General features: G+C 42.3%; 13 protein-coding genes. 12 read left to right on the top strand and 1 reads right to left on the bottom strand.

Annotated elements, in window-relative coordinates; all coding sequences use genetic code 11:
• Positions 1–127: 127 nt before the first annotated feature.
• From DFQ04_RS08425 to DFQ04_RS08370, 12 genes are all read left to right on the top strand, one after another.
• The gene (locus DFQ04_RS08425) at positions 128–889 is read left to right on the top strand and encodes a sugar transferase (protein ID WP_133554740.1); all 762 of its coding nucleotides are present in this window, start codon (positions 128–130) and stop codon (positions 887–889) included.
• 4 nt (positions 890–893) lie between these two features.
• Positions 894–2,066, top strand: a complete 1,173-nt coding sequence (locus tag DFQ04_RS08420; protein WP_166637290.1) for an acyltransferase family protein — start codon at positions 894–896, stop codon at positions 2,064–2,066.
• Positions 2,063–2,776 carry a TolC family protein gene (locus DFQ04_RS08415; protein ID WP_133554736.1) on the top strand — a complete coding sequence of 238 codons (714 nt, stop codon included), beginning with the start codon at positions 2,063–2,065 and terminating at the stop codon, positions 2,774–2,776. The genes DFQ04_RS08420 and DFQ04_RS08415 overlap by 4 nt, the downstream gene beginning before the upstream one ends.
• 3 nt (positions 2,777–2,779) lie before the next feature.
• The gene (locus DFQ04_RS08410) at positions 2,780–4,819 is read left to right on the top strand and encodes a GumC family protein (protein WP_133554734.1); all 2,040 of its coding nucleotides are present in this window, start codon (positions 2,780–2,782) and stop codon (positions 4,817–4,819) included.
• A complete protein-coding gene (locus DFQ04_RS08405; RefSeq protein ID WP_133554732.1) occupies positions 4,819–5,940 on the top strand; it encodes a glycosyltransferase in 1,122 nt (373 codons plus the stop codon). The genes DFQ04_RS08410 and DFQ04_RS08405 overlap by 1 nt, the downstream gene beginning before the upstream one ends.
• 111 nt (positions 5,941–6,051) lie before the next feature.
• A complete protein-coding gene (locus DFQ04_RS08400) occupies positions 6,052–7,506 on the top strand; it encodes an O-antigen ligase family protein (RefSeq protein WP_133554730.1) in 1,455 nt (484 codons plus the stop codon).
• 4 nt (positions 7,507–7,510) lie between these two features.
• Positions 7,511–8,689: a glycosyltransferase gene (locus DFQ04_RS08395; protein ID WP_133554728.1), complete on the top strand. Its 1,179-nt coding sequence runs from the start codon at positions 7,511–7,513 to the stop codon at positions 8,687–8,689.
• 124 nt (positions 8,690–8,813) lie between these two features.
• The gene (locus tag DFQ04_RS08390) at positions 8,814–9,977 is read left to right on the top strand and encodes a glycosyltransferase family 4 protein (RefSeq protein ID WP_133554726.1); all 1,164 of its coding nucleotides are present in this window, start codon (positions 8,814–8,816) and stop codon (positions 9,975–9,977) included.
• Positions 9,977–11,269 (top strand): oligosaccharide flippase family protein, encoded by a 1,293-nt coding sequence (locus tag DFQ04_RS08385; RefSeq protein ID WP_133554724.1) that lies wholly within the window; start codon positions 9,977–9,979, stop codon positions 11,267–11,269. The genes DFQ04_RS08390 and DFQ04_RS08385 overlap by 1 nt, the downstream gene beginning before the upstream one ends.
• Positions 11,270–11,280: 11 nt before the next feature.
• On the top strand, positions 11,281–12,084 hold the full coding sequence (locus tag DFQ04_RS08380) for a class I SAM-dependent methyltransferase (protein ID WP_133554722.1): 804 nt from the start codon (positions 11,281–11,283) through the stop codon (positions 12,082–12,084).
• 2 nt (positions 12,085–12,086) lie between these two features.
• Complete coding sequence (locus DFQ04_RS08375; protein ID WP_166637289.1) at positions 12,087–12,959, top strand: glycosyltransferase family 2 protein; 873 nt, start codon at positions 12,087–12,089, stop codon at positions 12,957–12,959.
• Between the two features lie 109 nt (positions 12,960–13,068).
• Entirely contained in the window at positions 13,069–14,247 is a 1,179-nt protein-coding gene (locus DFQ04_RS08370) for a glycosyltransferase family 2 protein (protein WP_133554718.1), read from the top strand.
• Here DFQ04_RS08370 and DFQ04_RS08365 read toward each other — a convergent pair whose 3' ends face one another.
• Positions 14,248–14,979, bottom strand: coding sequence for a LytR/AlgR family response regulator transcription factor (locus DFQ04_RS08365; RefSeq protein WP_166637288.1), 732 nt, complete (start codon positions 14,977–14,979; stop codon positions 14,248–14,250).
• Between the last annotated feature and the right edge of the window lie 11 nt (positions 14,980–14,990).

Here is a 14,990-nt window from a genome sequence, read left to right as displayed (position 1 = left end):
TAAGAAAAACACAACTTCTCTTATCGAAAAAAAGCTGGAATTAGACGGCTAAAACCGCCCATTCACCGTATTTGGGGCTTTTTTGCTTAGGCACAGACTAGTTTTGAATCATCTAATCAAACTAGAAATGAATACACAAGCCCGACTTCCGATTTCCAAAAGAATCTTTGATATCCTGGTTTCTTCAATCCTTTTAATTCTTTTGTCTCCCTTGTTTTTGCTGGTGGCCTTATTGATTCGGCTAGAGTCCAAAGGACCTATTTTTTATTACTCCTACCGGGTAGGGATGAACTACCATATTTTCAAGTTCTATAAATTTCGATCCATGCGGACTGATGCGGATCAGCTAGTAGAAAAGCTCAAACATCTCAATGCCTATCAGAAAGTAAATGAGTCTTCCAATACGGAAGAGCCAATGAGTAGGGAGAGAATCCTAACCGTCAATCCAGAGGAAATTAGAGTAGCCGACTCGGGACTAATTGCAGAGAAAACCTATGAAGAAAGCAAACAAGCATCAAGCTCCCAGGCTTTTGTCAAATTTGAAAACGATCCTAGAATCACCAAAGTTGGACGATGGATTCGTAACCTCAGCATTGACGAGTTGCCTCAGTTGGTTAATATTTTGATCGGCGATATGTCTTTGGTCGGTAACAGGCCTCTTCCCTTGTATGAGGCGGAGCAGCTTACCTCCGATGAAACAATAGGCCGTTTTATGGGACCAGCAGGACTTACTGGCCTTTGGCAGGTAACAGAGAGAGGAAAGAAAGGAGTTGATGCTTCTTCCAGATGCCAGCTTGATATCCAATATGCCCAAAATCATAATTTTTGGTTGGACCTGAAAATCCTTGCCAAAACGCCTTTGGCAGCCATTCAACATGAAAATGTGTAAGGGAATGAGGTTTTTACAAAAAATTCAAGCCCTTCTCATTAGGACTCCTGCATCCGGTCAATACCTCCGATTTATTGACGGACTTCGGTTCTTAGCTATTTTACCTGTGGTTCTTCAACATGCCAATGAACGTTTGGCTAAATATGGAAACATAGGAGAGTTGTCTACAAGCGAGGATTTCATTTCTTTTTTGATTTCCAGAGGGACAATTGGAGTATTCTTGTTCTTTGCGATTTCAGGGTTTGTGCTTACTCTACCTTTCGCCAAGCAAAAAGGAAGTTTTTCTTACAAGCAGTACTTGACCAAAAGACTCCGACGAATAGAGCCACCATTTCTATTCTGGATAAGCATTTTTGCCCTAGTTCTTTTGGTAAAAGCAACCTATGGTCCGGGAGAGCTTTTGCTCCACTATCTCGCCACGATTACGTATACGCACCAGTTATTTTTCCAGGAGTACTCTTGGATCAATCCAGTAGCCTGGTCTTTAGAGGTGGAAATTCAGTTTTACCTAGCCGCTCCTTTCTTGGCTATGGCCTACTTTTCCTTTTCTTCTATTGGGAAAAGGCAAGTGGGCTTAGGGCTTTTGATCCTGGTTTGGATCTTCATCCAGCATTTCTTCGGCTGGCAATTGTATCCTTGGAAGGCCAGTATTTTAGGGCATTTCCAGCATTTCCTGGTAGGGATGTTGGCGGCAGATCTATTTGTGAATCCAAGAAAAGTTCAGCTTGTTTCATGGGCATGGGATATCCTTCCTATTCCTTTGGCATTTGGGCTGGCATTTACTTGGACAGATGAATTGGGAAAGACTTTACTCTTTGAATTGCTGTTGCTGCTACTCTTGGTTGCCTCATGGAACGGACGGTTTTTTAAGCAATTTCTTTCTCTTTCATGGATAGCGATCATCGGCGGAATGTGTTACACCACCTACCTGACTCACCTTCCTTTGATGGAAGCGCTGTATTCATTCATCGGAGATTTTGGTCATTCAACGGGCTATCTCGGACAGTTATCGATAAGTCTGATTCTTGTCCTGCCTATGATCTTATTTAGCAGCATCGTTTTCTACCGCTGGATCGAGCAGCCCTTTATGAAGCCTTCCAAAACTGAAAATAAAAAGGAAGTAAGCTCACTGGGAGTCGGACAGCTGACCAAGACGATGCAAACAATAAAGTCATGAAAAAATCTCTTTTATTTCTAGCATTCATCTTCCTATTCGGATCTGCCTCTTTAGCTCAGGTTTCTGAAGCAGAGATGAATATGAGCAAGATTAGACCTTTGGATTCTTTAATCCAGGATGCTATTGATACAGCTCCTTTAATTCACCGTCTCTCCAAAGGCCAAGAAGCCAAGGAAGAGGAAATGAAAATCGACAGAAAGGCCTGGATGCAGCATATCGCGCTTACTGGTAATTACAATTATGGTAATGCGGTTTTTGCAGACCAGACGGTGACTGCGATCGAGCAGCAAACGGTTTTCAGAACCAATACCGCTGCTACCTATAACGTGGGAATTTCCCTTCGCCTGCCTATTTCAGAATTTACTGCACAAAAGAATAAGGTTAAAATCAACCAACTGGCTATTGATGAGATTGAATTCCAAAAAGAGGATTTGGCCAATCTAATTACCGAAGAGGTAATCAAAAGATACAGTAACCTCGAAAAAAGCTTGGCGACTTTAAAACTTCAAGCCCTGAAAGTGCAAGCGGATGAGGCGGCAGTCCAGGTAACTGAGAATTATTTCAAATCAGGAGAAGCCACCATCGATGAATATCGAATGGCCTTGGATATTCTCAATACCGCCAAAATCGAGCTTCAAAAGACCAAAAGCGACGCTTGGTATTACTTGAAGACATTAGAGGAATTAGTCGGAAAACCTGTAATCCAATAAGCCATGAACTTTGTACAACTTGTCCGTCTTTTAGTTCGCTTTTCTCCCTATATCATGGGCTCAGCGATTGTTTTGGCAGGTGTTGCTGCCTATTTCAGCCTTCAGACAAAGAAGGAATACAAAAGCCAAACCTTGTTGAATACCGGCCTGATTTCAGGATATAATATTGAAAGCAATAAAGGTGAGCGAATAGATTATGCCTTCACCAACAATGAAATGGAAAACCTCATCAACTTGGCGACTTCACATGAAACTCACCAAGAGGTTTCCTTAAAAATTCTTGCCCAATTGATGTTGGATCAGGCATCAGGAACAGTAAAACTTCATGGAGATAATCTTTCAGAATGGTACAAAACACTCGAAGTTATTCCAGTGCAAATTGATAAGAATGACTCCCCTGAAAAGGTTTTCCAACTTCTTTCTGAGGCTTTGGCAGACAGAGAAAATCCAGTCTATGAGCTGATCAATTCCAAAAATTCCTTCGTGGGTTTGGAGCAGATCGAGAAAATCAAGGTTGCCCGTCAAGGGAACTCTGACATGATCGGGATGGAATACACGTCTATCGACCCATATTTGAGCCAGCTTACACTTGAGTTGTTGACAGAAATATTCATGGCCAAGCAAAAAGGAATCAAGCAAGGCCAAACAGATTCGGTGATTCTTTTTTTCGAGGAAGCCACCCAAAAGACACTTGATAGACTTCAGAAGGCAGAAGATGAATTGCTCAAATTCAGAGTTCAAAACCAGATCATCAACTACTACGAGCAAACGCGTTTTATCGCAGGAAATAGAGAGGAATTGGATAAAGAATACCAGGAGCAACTTCGGGTAAAGGCTGGAGCTGAGTCTTCTCTCGTGAGAATGGAATCTGAAATCAAAGACAAGCAAACCCTTGCCAAGCTTCATCAGCAAATCGCTGAAAATCAAAATCAAATGGCGGATTACAATTTTGCTTTGGTGGAGCTGGATCTCATTGAGAGACAAACTCCAGGTCATACCGATCGGCAATTGAAAGCAGAGCTTGAAACAAAAATTGATTTCTTAAAAACTGAAATGGTGGAATCCACTGCGGGAGTTCTTCGGGTAAATCAAACTTCCGACGGAGTGCCTACTTCAAATATTCTAACCCAATGGCTCAACTCAGTAATTACCAAAGAGGAGGCAACCGCCAAATTGAAAGTAATGGAGCAGCGACAAAAAGAGTATGATCAGATCTATGATCGCTTTGCTCCGCTGGGTTCTACCTTGAAGAGACTGGAAAGTGAAATTGATGTAGCTGAAAGAGAGTATTTGGAAAACCTCCATTCCTTTAACCAAGCCAGACTGCATAAGTATAACATGCTCATGTCAAGTAATCTGAAGGTGATCGATAAGCCAAATTATCCTGCAGTTCCAGAAAAGTCAAAAGCTGTAATGATGGTCGTGTTGGCTTTCATGGTTGGTCTGGTAGTTCCTTCCGGAGCAGTCATTGCGGCAGAAATGCTGGATTCCAGTCTGAAAAGCCCTAAGAAAGCCGCCGAGCAAACAGGTCTTAAAGTCAGCGGACTTATGCCGCTTCTTCCTGGAGAAAAAGAAAAGTCAGCGATTGATTTTCCTGCCTTGGTCAAGCAAGCGATGAATTTATTTGTACAGGAGTTGAAAGTATCCGGGAACAAGAATGGAAACCCAATTCGTGTGGTCGTAAGTAGCATTCACCCAGGTGAAGGCAAATCGAAGTTGATCGAGGAGGTAAATAGATATGTTGCAGAAAATTTGAAAGGAAATCAAGCTCATTTTCAGTTTGTAGAATTACCTGCTCTTCTAAACAATCCATATTCAGAGGAAGAAATTCAAAGCGGAGATGTTCATGTCTTATTGGCTAAAGCAGACAGAAAGTGGACTGAGGCAGACCAACATGCGGTGAAAGTTTATAAAAAGTACGTTGGGAAGAAACCAATCCTTTTTCTGAACAAAGTCAGAACCGACATCATGGAAGACATTACGGGAGAAGTTCCAAGAAAAAGAAGCTGGTTAAGAGCAAAAGTTAAAGCCCTATTGAGCTAATGAAGACAATTATCTGCCATAGTTTCCCTGCCTGGGATACCCCCTACGTAAAATCAACCCTAGAGCTGATTACCAGATCGGCTCCTACACATCGGGTAATCTTCCTGGATTATGCGTATACCTGGAAAGATTTCTTCACACATCCACATATGCCTAAGTCCCAAGTATTCCAAAAAGGACCAAGGATAATGAATGTGGAGGGTGGTTCGGTGGAAGTTTACTATGCCTTTCCAGTAATCCCATGCAATTGGGCAAAGAGTTCTTGGCTATTTTCATTCCTCATGACTCTCAATGCTTGGATCATGGGGTTTACGATCAGCAAAATTCTTCGAACTGTAGACCTTTCCCAGACCGTTTTGATCAATGCTTTTAATCCGGTTTATGGCGTCTTCACGCATAAGTATTGGAGGAATCTGAAGTCCACGTACTATTGCTATGATGAAATAGCCGGAACTCAGTGGGCTGGAAAATGGGGAAAAAGATATGAGAAAGTCTTTGCCCAGATGGCAGATCAGATCATTACCACTTCAAAACCCCTTGCCCAAAAATTTCTAGGCAAAAACCCGCAAATCGTTCAAAACGGAGTGAATCTGGATATTTTCACCGGTGGGCTATTAGAAAAAGTGAGGTCTAATAAAATCGGGTATATCGGAGCAATTGATGAACGAATAGACCAAAATTTATTAATCCAATTGGCACTTCAGGTTCCTGAAATGACCATTGAAATGATTGGACCGATTAAAGTTCCTTTTCCGGCTCAATGTCCAGAAAACATCAGATTTATTGGACCAGTATCACAGGCTGAATTACCGGATTGGATTCGTTCCTGGGAAGTATGCTTGATTCCATTTGTCAAAACCCCTCTGACGAATGCGATTTACCCTTTAAAAATCAACGAGTATTTAATGGCAGGAAAACCTGTCGTAACTACATCATTTACCGATCTGGATGACTTTGGAAGTATGGTTTCTGAAGCCAATTCGCCAGAGGAGTTTCTTGACCGAATTCGAAAGGAAGCCCGGTACAATAACCGGCTTAAAATTCAAAAAAGGATGGATTTTGCCCGAAATAACAGCTGGGAAAATCGCACAGAATTGTTCCTTAAAACCTTAGCCTCCTGATAACTCAGGAGGTTTTTTTATTTGACTTGGCGTGGTTGTCATTCATCGGAGAGATCAATCCATTCATCGATAATCTCCGATAGACGGGAGTGGTCTAGGTAGCTTTGTATCATGCAAAAAGACCAAAATATCGTTTTAAACCAAAGCTACCAGAAAAGGGGTGCTGAGCGTTTGCTCAGTGGTTTGGGCGTAATTTTAGGCATGGGCTTCCTTTTGGTTGCCGCATTGTTTTTCAAAGTATTAGGAATGCAAGGAGCCATCCTTTTGATCGGCCTTCCCATAGGAGTAGCTTTCCTTTCTTATCTCTGGAAGAGACCAAAAGCCGGTCTTTGGCTGAGTCTAGTAATGGGCTTTTTGATTTCAGGATTGAGTAGGTATGTGGTAGCTCCATGGGGTTTATCCATAGATATCTTCTTGGCCCTTTCCTGGGTGATTATTTTGCTCAATGAGGCGATCAAGGTTCGTTGGTCATTTGCCAATCAGGATATTGTGATCTTTTCCTTGGTTTGGATGGGCTACTTAATTTTTGAAGTAGTAAATCCTGCCGGAAACGGATTGGAGGCCTGGTTTTATGCCATGAGAGGAATTGGTTTTTATCAAGCCATGGCTGTACCGATGGTTTACCTACTTTTCCGCAGCGAGAAAGATTTCCACACGTTTCTAAACTTGTTGATTTTTCTTTCCCTTTTTGGAACAGCCTGGGGATTTAAGCAGCAAATTTTCGGAGTGGATGCAGCAGAGTATCGCTGGTTGTGGGATGAAGAGCATCATGAGGAGCATATCCTACATGGAGTATTGAGAGTATTTTCCTTTTATTCCGATGCAGGTCAATTTGGGGCTTCTCAGGCGATGATGGCCCTCTTTATGGGTATTCTGGCTGTTGGGCCTTTCGGTTTCAGAAAGAAATTGTGGTACGGTTTGTTGGCAATAGTTTTCTTTTTGGGCTTTGCTATTTCCGGAACAAGAGGAGCTTTGGCGGTTCCACTTTTTGGAGGATTGGCGTTTTTGGTAACTACTCGAAATTTTAAAATTCTTGCTGCTGGAATCAGCGCAATGCTTTTAGTCTTCTTTATTCTGAAATACACCTTCCTATTCCAGGGAGTAGAGCAAGTAAGAAGGATGCGAACTGCCTTGGATCCAAGCAATCCCTCCCTTTTGGTAAGACTTCAAAATCAAATCACTTTCGGAAGATACCTGGCAGATAAGCCATTCGGAGGAGGAGTAGGTACCGCAGGATACTGGGGAGCAAGATTTAATCCCAACTCCTTAATGGCGAATACCGCTACTGACAGTTGGTATGTGAAAATCTGGGCAGAAACCGGATTGGTAGGTCTTGCTATTCATATTTCCTTTCTCGGATTTGTATTGGGGAAAGGGGGATATCTGTGTATGAACCTTGAGGATCCTCAGAAAAAATATTACGCAATGGGGCTTTATGCCTCTATAGTCGGGGTGGTCTTTTCCAGTTATGGCAATCAAGTTTTCGGACAAATGCCTACCGGAATGATCATGAACATGGCCATCCCTTTTCTTTTCATGATTCCAGAATGGTCTAAAAAAAGCTAAAACAATGAAAACACTACTTCTTTTACCTATATCTCTGATCGCCTTGTATCTCTTTTTGAGTGCAGTTTACCAGCTAGCTCTGGCTATTGCCGCTCGGTATTTCAAACCTGTAAAGCAGACTCAGGCACGTGAGGTTTCCAAACTTGTTGTTTTGGTTCCTACCTATGCAGAGAATGAAGTAATCCTTCATTCTACAAAAAAGAACCTTACTGTTTCAAAGCCTGAAGGAGTTGAAGTGGACTATTTGGTTATTGCTGATCAGGTGAAGCCATCCACTTGTATCCAACTTTGTTCCATGGGAGCAGAGGTCTTGGAAGTAAAATTTGACCAGAGCACCAAGGTTAAGGCCTTACAGGCCGCAATGGATTACCTGAAAGGTAGAAATTATGACGCAGCTGTGATTTTGGATGCCGATAATGTGATGGAATCCAATTTCCTTCTGGAAACTCAATCCTACTTGAATACTGGATATTCTTTGATTCAGGGACAGCGATTGGCCGCAAATTCAAACAGTGATTTTGCCCTGTTGGATGGGCTTTCTGAAGCGGCAAACACAGAAATGCTTTGTAAGGGAGCCAATGTTCTTGGCTTTTCCAGCAAATTAAGTGGCTCAGCCATGGTTTTTGATTACTCCCTGTTTGAGGAGGCCATTCCGACCTTAAAAGCTATTGGAGGATTTGATAAAGAGCTGGAATTGTACTTTACTTCCGGTGAGCACTATATCCAATATGCACCAGAATTGGCTGTATGGGATGAAAAAGTCGCTTCTGCTCAGGCATTTTCCAAGCAAAGGGGACGTTGGCTACAAAGCCAATATGCCTTTTTAAGAAAGTCATTCTTGCCTGCACTGAAAAGCCTCAAACAAGGGAATGTGGATTATTTTCATAAGTCTCTTCAATTGGCCTTGCCTCCAAGAGCTTTGGCTCCTTTCCTTCTGGTCTTGGTAGTATTCCTTGGTATTCTTCTGGACAATTCAGCTTTGCTAATGATGGGAGGAGTAGGCTTTCTATCCTTAATGACTTCCTACGTTCTCTCCCTTTCCTCCCAGCTTGGAGCTGCCAGGATTTTGATTATTGCCAAGGCCTTACCTGGATTATTCTTATCGTCAATCCGGGCTCTTGGATGGATGAGCAAAGCCAAAAAGCAATTTATCCACACCAAACACCAAGTGGTCCAGTCATGATCGTAGAAGGAATGCCCTGGCCTCTGGTACTTCCTTTGGCAATAGGAATGATGATTTGGGGAATCATTCGCGCAAAAAATCAACTCAGTCCCCAGCCTAAAAAGAATAAGAAATCTAAAAAGAAATGAATAAGTCTCTGAAAATAGTAATGATCTGCAAATCTCTCCCTTGGAGATTTAAAGGGGGTATTCAAACCCATACTTGGGACTTGGCAAAGGCATTAACTGGCCTGGGACATCAGGTTACCGTCCTCACAGGAGGTAATTTTTCCAAGGCTGAAAATAGGTATAGCAAAGACGAAGTTAGCGTGGTAGAAATCCCGTTTTTTCCTGGAAGATACCTACCGGGAATCGCCTACTTGGCAGAGGAGTTAAGCTTTAATATCCAAGTGAAACGATGGGTCAAGAAAAATGCTGACCGATTTGATATTATTCATGCTCAAGGAAGAAGCGGATACCTACTATACCAAATCAAAGGTATTCAAGGCAAATTGGTGAATACAGTTCATGGACTTACTCAGATTGAGGCAAAATCCGGAAAAACGCTGAAAGATTTTAATGCCTCCTTGCATGCCTTTTTCTCTAAAAAATGGGAAATCAAGTTACTTCAAGCTTCAAGAGGAGCTATTGCGGTAAGCGAGAACCTTAAGTCTTCACTTTCTTTAAACTCCCCATCGCAAATGAATTTGCGGGTGATTCCTAATGGAGTGGAGGCTCCTAAAGAGTTGCTTCAGGTAGCTCCAAGTACCAAGATTGTTGATCGTTTTGTTTTTGTAGGCCGCCTTCATCCGGTAAAGGGCTTGGATCGAATCGTAAAAGCCTTAGCAAAAAATGATCGGAAAATTCATCTGGATATCATTGGCACTGGTCCCCAAGAAAAAGAGTTAAAGCAACTTGTTCAGGATTTAGGTCTTGAGAAACAAGTAAGGTTTTTGGGAGAGTACGATAGTGCTTCTATCCATTTTTTAATGCCGTATTACAAGGGTTTGGTTTTGCCGTCACTTTACGAATCTCAGGGCATTGTTTTACTAGAGGCAAATGTCCATGGGGTACCTGTGATTGCTTCGGATTTGGAACCTATTCGAGAGACCGTAACCTCCGAGGTCAACGGAATTCTATGTAATCCTGAAAAACCTGAAGATTACATCAAAGCCATGGAATACTTTCTTGACCATCCGGTAGCAGCTCGAAATATGGGCTTGAGAGGATTGGAATTGGTTAAGGCAAGTTATTCCTGGAATTCAGTGGCTGAAAAAACGATTGAGTTTTACCATCAAATCGCCAGCTAATGCTTAGCACACTACTTCAAAAATTCCGCGGAGGCAATAGCCACGCTCTATTTGGACAAGTTGCCTTTATGGCAGCCAATCTTTTGGTTTTCATTTTGTTGCTTAAAAGATTGCCACAAGAACAAGTAGGCGTTTGGGGAATTTTCATGACACTCATGGCTATCGTGGATGGAATCCGTCAGGGCCTTCTCCAAAGTGGCTTGACCAGGCAAATTATTCTTTCCCCTGAGCGGGAAAAGTCTTTGGTCGGTACGGCACTTCTAATTCATTTTGCCATCATTGTCCTGGCATCCCTGGGATTTTATTTGAGTAGCGATTTTTTAGCCACTTTCTGGAAAATGCCTGAATTGGCTACCCTTCTTCGTCAAAGTTGGAAAGCTCTTTTGACCTTAGGGACTCTCCAAGGATTGGCGGCTCTTGCATTTGCAAAAGGGCAAAGCAAAAACTACCTCATTCAAAACCTGGTATACTTTGTCTTATTGATTCTGGCCTTAGGTTTTGGGATTTCCTTTTGGGTGATAGATCTGGAATTTCTTCTGAATATTCAACTTCTGGCCCTCGTACCGGTGGTCATTTGGGTGATAGGCTGGGGAAGAATCTCGGTTTCAAAACCCAATCTGAAAGATGCAAGGGAATTGCTCGATTATGGAAAGTTTATCGCAGGAACCAACCTTTTTTCTCTTTTATTCCAAAAGGCAGATCTCTTGATGATCGGGTATTTTTTGGATCCAGTTGCCGTTGGTTTGTTTCATTTTGCCACCAGATTACTGCAGTACATTGAGCTTCCACTCACCGCTTTGGGACAAAGCATTTATCCTAAAATTACTGCCAGTTATCGCTCAGGAATGCTCACTCAACTTAAATCCGAATACAGCAGATCCGTGCAGCTTTTATTTGCATTGATTATTCCGGGATTACTTCTGATGTTAATCATGCACCGTCCTTTAATTCTAGTAATGTCCACAGAAGAGTTCTTAAAGTCTGTTCCTGTCTTGTTCATTCTGGCTATCGGGACTTTGGCCAAACCTCTGGGAAGAGTTTCCGGAATGACCTTGGATGCCATCGGGCACCCAAAAGTAAACTTCCTGCTTTTGCTCATGAGCGTGGTAGTAAATGTGGTTTTCAATTTTATCCTGATTCAAAAAATAGGATTAATGGGAGCTGCGCTTGCTACTTCGATCAGTGTGATTTTGACTGTGATTATCGGTCAGTGGAAAGTATCCAAATACCTTCAATTCAAGCCTTTCGCAGTGGTGTGGGCTGATTTAAAAACCAATTTGAAACTTGTATAACCCAAGAAAATATGAACTTAACTTTCGGACAGGCACAATGCTACACCAGCGAACGGATGAATTCCCATGTAGCGTTAGCCAAAATCTTTAGAGCCCTTTTTGGCTACACCAATGTGGGTAATTATGCCAGATTTACCATTTTTCAAAAATTGGTAAAGCAGATCCCGCTATCAGAAAAAGCACAAATTCTTGACTTAGGCACAGGGTATGGAGAGTATGCCATCAGTTTGGCAGAAGCCTTGCCTGCAGCAAAAATTCATGCATTGGATATCGACAAAAGCCGTATCCAAACACTTAATCATGCCTTGAACCAAGCCAAGATTTCCAATGTGGAAACTTACGATACCTATTTGCAGGAGACGGAGATTCAAGAACTTGACTTTGCCTTTTCTGTGGATGTTTTCGAGCACATTGCCCCTGAACAGATGCCTTTTGCAGAGGTATTGAAAAGACTTAAACCAGGAGGATATTTCCTAGTGAAAATCCCCAACAAGACTCAAAAGACCATCTTCCCAGAGAAATATTTTGAAGAGCATCAGGAATGGTTGGAGGATGAACATATCGGTCAGGTGTATGATTTAAAAGGTCTTCAGGCAAGATTTAAGCAGGAAGGATTTGAAGTGGTTCATGCCAGCAATAGCGATGGATATTTGTCGAGATTTGCTTGGGAAATTGCCTATTTGGGTAAAAAAGCCGGAGTCCTGACTCAATTGCTGTCCCTTCCTTTAGCTAAAGGATTAATTCATATGGACAGATGGGTTCATTCAGGAAAGTGGGGAAATGCGATCCAGGTGATCGGCCGAAAGCCGCTTTAAAAATGAAGCCTCTAGTTTCCTTGATCACGGTAAATTACCGACAAGCCGAAGTCACCCTGGCTCTGCTGAAAAGCATTCGGGAAAGTGCAGTCCCTGCTTTGGAAGTAATTTTGGTAGATAATGATCCGGTAGAATGGGTAGATTTTGAATCTGCTCTTCCTGGGATTCAAGTGATTCGAACTGAGAAAAATCTGGGTTTCGCAGGAGCCAATAATCTTGGAATGAAGAAGGCACAAGGCTCCTATTTTCTTTTGGTCAACAACGACACAGAAATCAACCCAAATCTCATCCATCAATTGTTGAGTTGCTTTTCAAATCCGACTGTTGGAGCGGTTTGTCCCATCATACGATATCATGAAGATCCAACAAAAATCCAATTCAGTGGATTCACCCCGATCAATTCGATCACGGGTAGAAATGAACTCTTAAAAACCCTGCCCCGACTAGTAGCTGAAACGCCCTATTTCCATGGGGCAGCGGTTATGATTTCTGCTGAAGCGGTAAAGAAATCCGGACTGATGTGCGATTCCTATTTCCTGTATTATGAAGAATTGGATTGGTCTATTCGAGTCAGAAATGCAGGTTTTAAAATCCTTGTTACTCCCAATGCCTTTATTGATCATAAGGAGTCTATTTCTACAGGGAAAAACAGCCCATTAAAACTTTACTACCAGACCCGGAATCGGGTTCATTTTATGCGGAAAAACTCAGGCTCTTTTCTGCTGTTTCTCATTTTTTTCTGCTTGGTCAGTTTTCCCAAAAAGTGGCTTTCTCTTCAATTCAGAAGGGAAAAACCACATCTTAAAGCTTACACAAAGGCATTCCAAGACAGTATCATTTCCCCTCAATATGGGATGCGAGATTGGGCAGCGTAAGTTGCCCAATCTTTGTTTTAGGCCTATTGGTCGTCAGCTTGGCTCCATTCACCGAAATCGTCCAAAATCCACTTTCCAACAAGCTAGTTTTGATAAAATTTAATTCGCTATGGAAACTATATTTTGGATTTCTGTTACAGTGGTTTTGTACACCTTTTTGGGTTACGGGATTTTGATCACCTTACTTAATTGGATTGCTCCCAAAAGGGCAAAGCTCAATCCTCTTTCTGAGCAGGAACTTCCAGAGGTTACCCTTTTGATTGCCGCATATAATGAAGCGGAAATTATCGTCCAGAAGGTTCTTAATTCTACTCGATTAGACTATCCCAAGCATTTGCTCAAAATTGCTTTTGTGACCGATGGAAGTACTGACGGTAGTGTAAAATTACTAGGAGGATATCCTGATATCCAGGTGTTTCATTCCCTTGCGAGAAAAGGGAAAATAGCGGCGGTAAATCGGGTAATGCCTCAAATCAAAACCCCGATTACAGTTTTTAGCGATGCTAATGTCATGCTAAACCCCGAAGCCATAAAAGAGCTTGTCAAGCATTTTCAAAGAAAAGAAGTGGGCGCTGTCTCGGGAGAGAAGAAAGTAATTTCAAAAGAAGTGGATGCGGCAAGCGCCTCAGGAGAAGGGTTTTATTGGAAATATGAATCCTACCTCAAGCGCAAAGATGCCCAGTGGAATAGCTTGGTGGGATCCGCTGGAGAGCTTTTTGCCATCCGTACTAAACTCTACCAAGCTCCCGAACCGGATACCTTGATCGAAGATTTTGTCATGACTATGCGCCTTGCCTCCCAAGGTCATGTGGTAGCTTATGAACCTGCCGCAGTGGCTACAGAAACAGCCTCAGCTAATGTGGAAGAAGAACACAAGCGAAAAGTGAGAATCAGTGCCGGAGGAATCCAGGCAGTGGGTAGATTGGGAGAAGTATGGAGGTTTTGGAACCATCCAGGCCTTACTTTCCAATACCTTTCACATCGGGTTCTGCGCTGGACATTACTTCCTTTAGCGATGCTTGCTGCTTTCATCAGCAATGTGATTTTACTGGAATCAGGTTTGTTTTACCTAATGACCTTTGTTATACAATTGGCATTCTATTATCTGGCAATTCAAGGCTATAGAATGAGAAATCAACCGATGAAAACCAAGGTTTACCAGCTTCCTTTCTATTTCTTGTTTATGCAGATCTGCGTGGTACAGGGATGGTTTCGCCTAGCCAAAGGAAAGCAGCAGGTAACTTGGGAAAAAGCAAGACGAATCCAGATGGAACCCTCAATCTCCTAATCAAAGGAGGTTGATCCGCTTGATTAGGGCATCCTTATTCGCTCGGGAAATTGGGATTACCTTGTCTTCAATCAGCAAGTTGGACTCTTCGATATCCTCGATTTTGGCTAGGTTGACCACAAAGGATCGGTGGACCTTTTGAAAATGAAAAGCCTCCAACCGGTCTTCCACATGTTTCATTGTGGTATGAACGATGTAGCCTTTCGATTTTGTCTTGAATAAGGCATAATCACCTTTCGCCTCTACATACAGGATATCCTCAATCTTCACCTTGATCAGCTTGGAATCGACTTTAAGAAAAAGACTGTTGTCAATGATCTTGGTCATGTTCACAGCAGCTTTTTCTGCTGTTTTGAGCCGGTCAAATGATGCTTTTGCGATCTGAATTGCGGCATTGACTTCTTTGACACCATAAGGCTTCACCAAGTAGCCAAAAGGGCCTTTTTCCCTTGCCCTCATGATGGTCTCATTGTCTGCATAGGCAGTCATAAAAATGAAAGGGATATCAAACTGATCTCGTATAATCTCCGCTAATTCCACCCCGTCTATATCCCCGCTTATCTGGATATCCAAAAGTGCTAAATCGGGAGAAGTAGTATTGCAGATTTCAATAGCGGAATCTGCATTGTCTGCTACACCTACAACAGTGTGATTAAGAAGTTTCAAAATGTCTTTTAGACTTTCCGAAATTAAAAGATCGTCCTCTACAATAAGGATATTTAGGTGGCTCATTTCCATGGCGG

This window comes from Algoriphagus boseongensis, from assembly GCF_004362805.1.
Classification (GTDB): Bacteria; Bacteroidota; Bacteroidia; order Cytophagales; family Cyclobacteriaceae; genus Algoriphagus; species Algoriphagus boseongensis.
This window is presented reverse-complemented; position numbering and strand designations above follow the sequence as displayed.

Bases quoted from the DNA above. Each gene is read 5' to 3' on its own strand.
- DFQ04_RS08410 (WP_133554734.1), top strand. From the start codon at position 2,780: ATGAACTTTGTACAACTTGTCCGTCTTTTAGTTCGCTTTTCTCCCTAT.
- DFQ04_RS08375 (WP_166637289.1), top strand. From the start codon at position 12,087: ATGAAGCCTCTAGTTTCCTTGATCACGGTAAATTACCGACAAGCCGAA.
- DFQ04_RS08380 (WP_133554722.1), top strand. From the start codon at position 11,281: ATGAACTTAACTTTCGGACAGGCACAATGCTACACCAGCGAACGGATG.
- DFQ04_RS08365 (WP_166637288.1), bottom strand. From the start codon at position 14,979: ATGAGCCACCTAAATATCCTTATTGTAGAGGACGATCTTTTAATTTCG.
- DFQ04_RS08395 (WP_133554728.1), top strand. From the start codon at position 7,511: ATGAAAACACTACTTCTTTTACCTATATCTCTGATCGCCTTGTATCTC.
- DFQ04_RS08420 (WP_166637290.1), top strand. From the start codon at position 894: ATGAGGTTTTTACAAAAAATTCAAGCCCTTCTCATTAGGACTCCTGCA.
- DFQ04_RS08385 (WP_133554724.1), top strand. From the start codon at position 9,977: ATGCTTAGCACACTACTTCAAAAATTCCGCGGAGGCAATAGCCACGCT.
- DFQ04_RS08405 (WP_133554732.1), top strand. From the start codon at position 4,819: ATGAAGACAATTATCTGCCATAGTTTCCCTGCCTGGGATACCCCCTAC.
- DFQ04_RS08425 (WP_133554740.1), top strand. From the start codon at position 128: ATGAATACACAAGCCCGACTTCCGATTTCCAAAAGAATCTTTGATATC.
- DFQ04_RS08400 (WP_133554730.1), top strand. From the start codon at position 6,052: ATGCAAAAAGACCAAAATATCGTTTTAAACCAAAGCTACCAGAAAAGG.
- DFQ04_RS08370 (WP_133554718.1), top strand. From the start codon at position 13,069: ATGGAAACTATATTTTGGATTTCTGTTACAGTGGTTTTGTACACCTTT.
- DFQ04_RS08390 (WP_133554726.1), top strand. From the start codon at position 8,814: ATGAATAAGTCTCTGAAAATAGTAATGATCTGCAAATCTCTCCCTTGG.
- DFQ04_RS08415 (WP_133554736.1), top strand. From the start codon at position 2,063: ATGAAAAAATCTCTTTTATTTCTAGCATTCATCTTCCTATTCGGATCT.